Source organism: Thioalkalivibrio denitrificans, from assembly GCF_002000365.1.
Lineage (GTDB): Bacteria > Pseudomonadota > Gammaproteobacteria > Ectothiorhodospirales > Ectothiorhodospiraceae > Thioalkalivibrio_A > Thioalkalivibrio_A denitrificans.
Genome location: NZ_MVBK01000131.1, coordinates 1 through 4,615, shown reverse-complemented (window position 1 = coordinate 4,615; position 4,615 = coordinate 1). Strand labels below are relative to the sequence as shown.

4 protein-coding genes are annotated in these 4,615 nt (G+C 62.1%); 1 reads left to right on the top strand and 3 read right to left on the bottom strand.

What is annotated here, in order from left to right; translation table 11 throughout:
* Positions 1-84 precede the first annotated feature (84 nt).
* The 3 genes from B1C78_RS16305 to B1C78_RS16295 all read right to left on the bottom strand — a co-directional run bounded on the left by B1C78_RS16305 (position 85) and on the right by B1C78_RS16295 (position 3,414).
* The gene (locus B1C78_RS16305) at positions 85-1,023 is read right to left on the bottom strand and encodes an alpha-E domain-containing protein (protein WP_077280224.1); all 939 of its coding nucleotides are present in this window, start codon (positions 1,021-1,023) and stop codon (positions 85-87) included.
* Positions 1,024-1,026: 3 nt separating this feature from the next.
* Entirely contained in the window at positions 1,027-2,475 is a 1,449-nt protein-coding gene (locus tag B1C78_RS16300; protein ID WP_077280223.1) for a circularly permuted type 2 ATP-grasp protein, read from the bottom strand.
* 282 nt (positions 2,476-2,757) lie between these two features.
* Positions 2,758-3,414, bottom strand: a complete 657-nt coding sequence (locus B1C78_RS16295; protein ID WP_077280222.1) for a class I SAM-dependent methyltransferase — start codon at positions 3,412-3,414, stop codon at positions 2,758-2,760.
* Positions 3,415-3,503: 89 nt separating this feature from the next.
* On the opposite strand from B1C78_RS16295, the gene B1C78_RS16290 reads away from it, so the two are divergent.
* Positions 3,504-4,457 carry a hydrolase gene (locus B1C78_RS16290; RefSeq protein ID WP_077280221.1) on the top strand — a complete coding sequence of 318 codons (954 nt, stop codon included), beginning with the start codon at positions 3,504-3,506 and terminating at the stop codon, positions 4,455-4,457.
* The last annotated feature ends 158 nt before the right edge of the window (positions 4,458-4,615 follow it).

Sequence of the window (4,615 nt, the reverse complement as noted above, 5' to 3'; positions counted from 1 at the left end):
GTCTTTGCGAGAGAAACGAATTTCTCTTCTGGTAATCCTTCGCTTCCTTCGTTCACCCCTGCGTCGCGATTCCGCCTATTGTTCTCACGCCGCGCGGTCGAGGCGGAACCAGTTCTCGGTGATGCTTGCGTGGGTTTCGGCCATGTCCTTCTGGATCTGGTCGAGGAACTGGTGCAGTTCGTCCGGCTTGAGCAGGGACTCCACCTTGGCATCCTGGACGTGGCGCTTGACCTGCACGATGTAACGCAGCGGCAGTTCGTTGCGCGGCAGGGTGGAAAGGCTCGTCTCCACCTCGCCCAGGGCGTGGGCCACGGCGCGCGGAAACTGCCGGTCCTGGAGCAGGAACTGGATCACCAGGGCACCGTTGACCCGCCGGCGCACGTGCTGACGATACATCTGGAAGCCGCTCACCGACTTGAGAATGTTGATCCACAGCAGATTCTCGAACGGCTGCATGTCGTCGTCGTTGCTGAGCAGCCCGATGCCGGCCACGTCCAGCAACCGGGAACTCATGTCGGCACGCTCCAGGTTGCGGCCCGAGCGGATGAAGTCATAGGCGAAGTCGTGGCTCATGGTGCCCGCCAGCAGACCGGTGATCTGCTGGCATCGGGAGATGATCTCGGAAAGGAACGCGTAGCGGCCGCGCTTGCCGATGCCGGACTCGGCGTTGGCCTTGCCGAACAGGTACAGTTCGTTCACCGACTCCCAGGCTTCAGACGGGACCAGGTCCCGGGTGGTACGCACGTTTTCCCGTGCACCGGTCAGCGAGGTCATGATCGAACTGGGATTATCCAGGTCTGCCAGCAGGAACTTCACGCAGTTGCGCTCGTCATCGCGCTGGTAATGGTGATCAAAGGCCTCGTCTCCACCTGTGGTGGAGACCATGCTCTTCCAGGACAGCTGCACCGCGCGGGGCATGTCCAGCGCGAGATGGGAGAAGGCCATGACCATGCGCGCGGTATTCTCCGCGCGCTCGATATAGCGGGCCATCCAGTACAAACGTTCGGCTACGCGTGACAGCATCACTCAAGACTCCGTATCCACGATCCAGGTGTCCTTGCTTCCTCCGCCCTGGGAGGAATTCACGACCAGTGACCCCTTGCGCAGCGCCACCCGCGTAAGTCCGCCCGCCGTCACGTCCGTGCGCACCCCCTGCAGTACGAAGGGACGCAGGTCCACGTGCCGCGGCTCCAGGTGTTCATCGCACAGCGTCGGCGTGGTGGAAAGCGCCAGCGTGGGCTGGGCGATGTAGTTGCGCGGATCCTTCTTGATCAGGTCAGCGAACTCCGAACGCTGCCGCTTGCTGGCATGCGGCCCGATGAGCATGCCGTAGCCGCCGGATTCGTTGGCCGGCTTGACCACCAGTTCGTCCAGGTGCTTGAGCACGTAATCACGTTCGTCCTTGTACATGCACCGGTAGGTCGGCACGTTGGGAATGACGGGGTCTTCATCCAGATAATAGCGAATGATCTCAGGCACGAAGGCGTAAACCACCTTGTCATCGGCCACTCCCGCGCCGGGCGCGTTGGCCAGGGCCACGTTGCCCTTGCTCCATGCACGCATGAGCCCCGGCACGCCGAGCAGGGAATCCGGGTTGAACGCCTCGGGATCTAGGAACAGGTCGTCTATGCGCCGGTAGATGACGTCAACCCGCTCGAGACCGCCGATGGTGCGCATGTAGACGCAGTCATCATCGCCCACCACCAGGTCGCTGCCCTCCACGAGCTCGGCACCCATGCGCTGCGCCAGGAACGAGTGCTCGAAATAGGCGGAGTTGTATATCCCCGGCGTGAGCACCACCACCTCGGGATAATCCAGAGGCCGCGGGGACAGGGAGGCCAGCATGTCGAAGAGCTGGGAAGGGTATTCGTCCACCGGCAGGATCGAGTAGTTCTCGAACAGTTCGGGAAAGACGCGCTTGGTGACCTGGCGGTTCTCCAGCATGTAGGAGACCCCGGACGGCACGCGCAGGTTATCCTCCAGTACGTAGATGGTGCCGTCCTTGTCGCGCACCAGATCGGAACCGCAGATGTGGGCCCATACATTGTGGGCCGGCTGGATGCCGACACATTGCTTGCGGAAGTTGCGTGACTGGGCCAGAACGTCCTTGGGGAAGACCTTGTCCTTGAGAATCTTCTGATCGTTGTACAGATCGTTGATGAACATGTTGAGCGCCGTGACGCGCTGCTTGAGCCCCTCCTCGACCTTCGTCCACTCCTTGCGCGGGATGATGCGCGGGATGATGTCGAACGGCCAGGCGCGGTCGATGTTGCCGCCCTCTGTGTACACCGTGAAGGTGATGCCCATTTCCACGATGGCGTGCTCGGCGGCAGCCTTTCGTTCGTGAATCTCTTCATCGCTCAGGGAGCGCAGGTAGGAGGTCAGTGTGCGGGCTGCGGCGCGCGGATATCCGGGAGAGCTGATCAGCTCGTCGTAGAAGCCGTTGGGGTCGTAGCTCTTCCAATCGATACTCATGGGCGTGACGTCCGATGATGGCCGTTTTCAGGGGAACGTTTTTCCACGTTAAGCTCTGAACAGATCATTAACAAGTACCCTGTCATCTTCGTTCGTGTGGAAATTTTCCCTTGCAAATGGTTTGCGCGAAACTTGATTGTTGATCAAACGACCCTTGCCCAGGAGTTCGCAGGCAGGACAAGAGGGACGGATAAGCGAAACGCATGCGCCGTGCCTTAACTTATAAAGCACAGGGTGCGGGAATGGCGATCGAGGACCGGACGGTGCGGGTCGGGGGTGCGTCTATCCCGCCAGCGCTTCTCCGGCAAGCGCACCGTCGGGTGCATCGCCGTCGTGACGGTAGTGAACGAGCTTCCAGTAACCGAACAGGTTGGCCTTGCGCACGTCAATGCGCTCCAGTCCCGGCAGAGCCGGCAGCGAATCCAGTTCCATGTCGGTCCGGAAACCCAGTACTTTGGAAAGCGGCCGCAGGCCGCGCTCCATGCGGCGGATCACCGGATGGCTGGAGGCAAAATGATTGATGACCAGGACATTGCCCCCCGGCACGCACACACGCTGCATCTCCGAGAGCAGACGCCTCGGATCGGGCACCACCGACGCCACGTACATGGCCACTACACTGTCGAACGAATTGTCCGGAAAGGCGAGTTGCTCGGCATCCATTTCCAGCAGCCCTTCCACCTGGGGAAGATTGCGCGATCGTTCCCGCGCGATCTTCAGCATCTCGGGACTGACGTCGATACCGACAACCCGCGCGTCCTCCCGATAATCGGGCAACGACAGGCCGGTCCCCACGCCTACCTCGAGGATGCGCTGACCGGGCCCCGTATTGGCCAGCTGAACCGCCATGCGGCGGCCTCCGGCAAAGATGGGGCCGAAAAAAGCATCATAGGTCAGCGCGTAGCGCTTGTAGGCGCTGCGGATGGAGGGCAGATCCATGGCGACCCTTGTTTGGAATGGTGCCCCTTTTGTACCGGCTCCGGGCCGGGGTTTCAAGGGCTCCATCAGCCGGACGGATCCCTCTGAACATGCGGGTCGGGGCGGATTTTCGACCGGCATGGTGGCTGCCAGGCCCTCACCTGCAGACACTGATCCCCAATCTCCTGCCGCGCCGCGGCGTCCGGCTGCGCAGGGAGCGCCTTGAACTGCCTGACGGCGACTTCCTGGACCTGGACTGGGGCCCACCGCGACGGGGCCCCGTGGTGGTGGTGCTGCACGGCCTGGAGGGCTCCAGCCGGAGCCCCTATGCGGCGGGGCTGATCCGTCGACTGGCCATGGCAGGATACCAGGGCGTGGTGATGCACTTCCGTGGCTGCAGCGGCGAACCCAACCGTCTGCCAAGGGCCTACAGCGCGGGTGAGACCGCCGACATCGCCTTCGTGGCCGGTCAGCTGCGCACCCGACTGCCCGATCGCTCCCTGGGCGCGATTGGCGTCTCACTGGGCGGCAACGCCCTCCTGCGCTGGCTGGGAGAAGCGGGCGAAGCCGCCCCCATAGATACCGCCATCGCCATCTCCGTGCCCTTCGATCTGTCACAGGCCGCCCTGCGTATGGAACGCGGGTTTTCGCGCGTCTACCAATGGTACCTGGTGGGCCGATTGAAGCGCGCCGTTGCTAGCAAGTGCGGACGCATGCCCATGCCTGTAGATCGGGAGAAGCTGCCTCACCTCAACGATTTCCGTTCCTTCGATGATGCCGTCACCGCGCCATTGCACGGCTATCGCAACGTGGACGATTACTACACCCGGGCGAGCAGCCGTCAGTGGCTGCGAGGTATTCGCATTCCGACGCTGATCCTGCATACGGAAAACGATCCGTTCATGACACCTGGCGTGATCCCCGAGGCGGGAGAACTCTCCGATGCGATCCGCCTGGAGGTGGCCGCAGAGGGTGGACACGTAGGATTCATGGACAGTCTGGGGCGCAGGTGGCTGGAGAGGCGGTGTGTGGCGTGGTTGGAGGATACTGTGGGTGGGTCGTGACGATTCCGGGTGCCTGGCAGAAGGTTGTCGGCTGGTTGGTGGATTGGAGCGCCAGGTTTCGGGTGTTCTACCTGGACGCGTTTCTGTTTCGATTCCTTGACGATGAAAGTCAAATGCGTTTCGAACCCCGCTGCGCGGGGCTCGAGTTACTTTTCTTG

Coding starts and splice junctions, on each gene's coding strand:
- B1C78_RS16305 (WP_077280224.1), bottom strand. CDS start 1,023: ATGCTGTCACGCGTAGCCGAACGTTTGTACTGGATGGCCCGCTATATC.
- B1C78_RS16300 (WP_077280223.1), bottom strand. CDS start 2,475: ATGAGTATCGATTGGAAGAGCTACGACCCCAACGGCTTCTACGACGAG.
- B1C78_RS16290 (WP_077280221.1), top strand. CDS start 3,504: ATGCGGGTCGGGGCGGATTTTCGACCGGCATGGTGGCTGCCAGGCCCT.
- B1C78_RS16295 (WP_077280222.1), bottom strand. CDS start 3,414: ATGGATCTGCCCTCCATCCGCAGCGCCTACAAGCGCTACGCGCTGACC.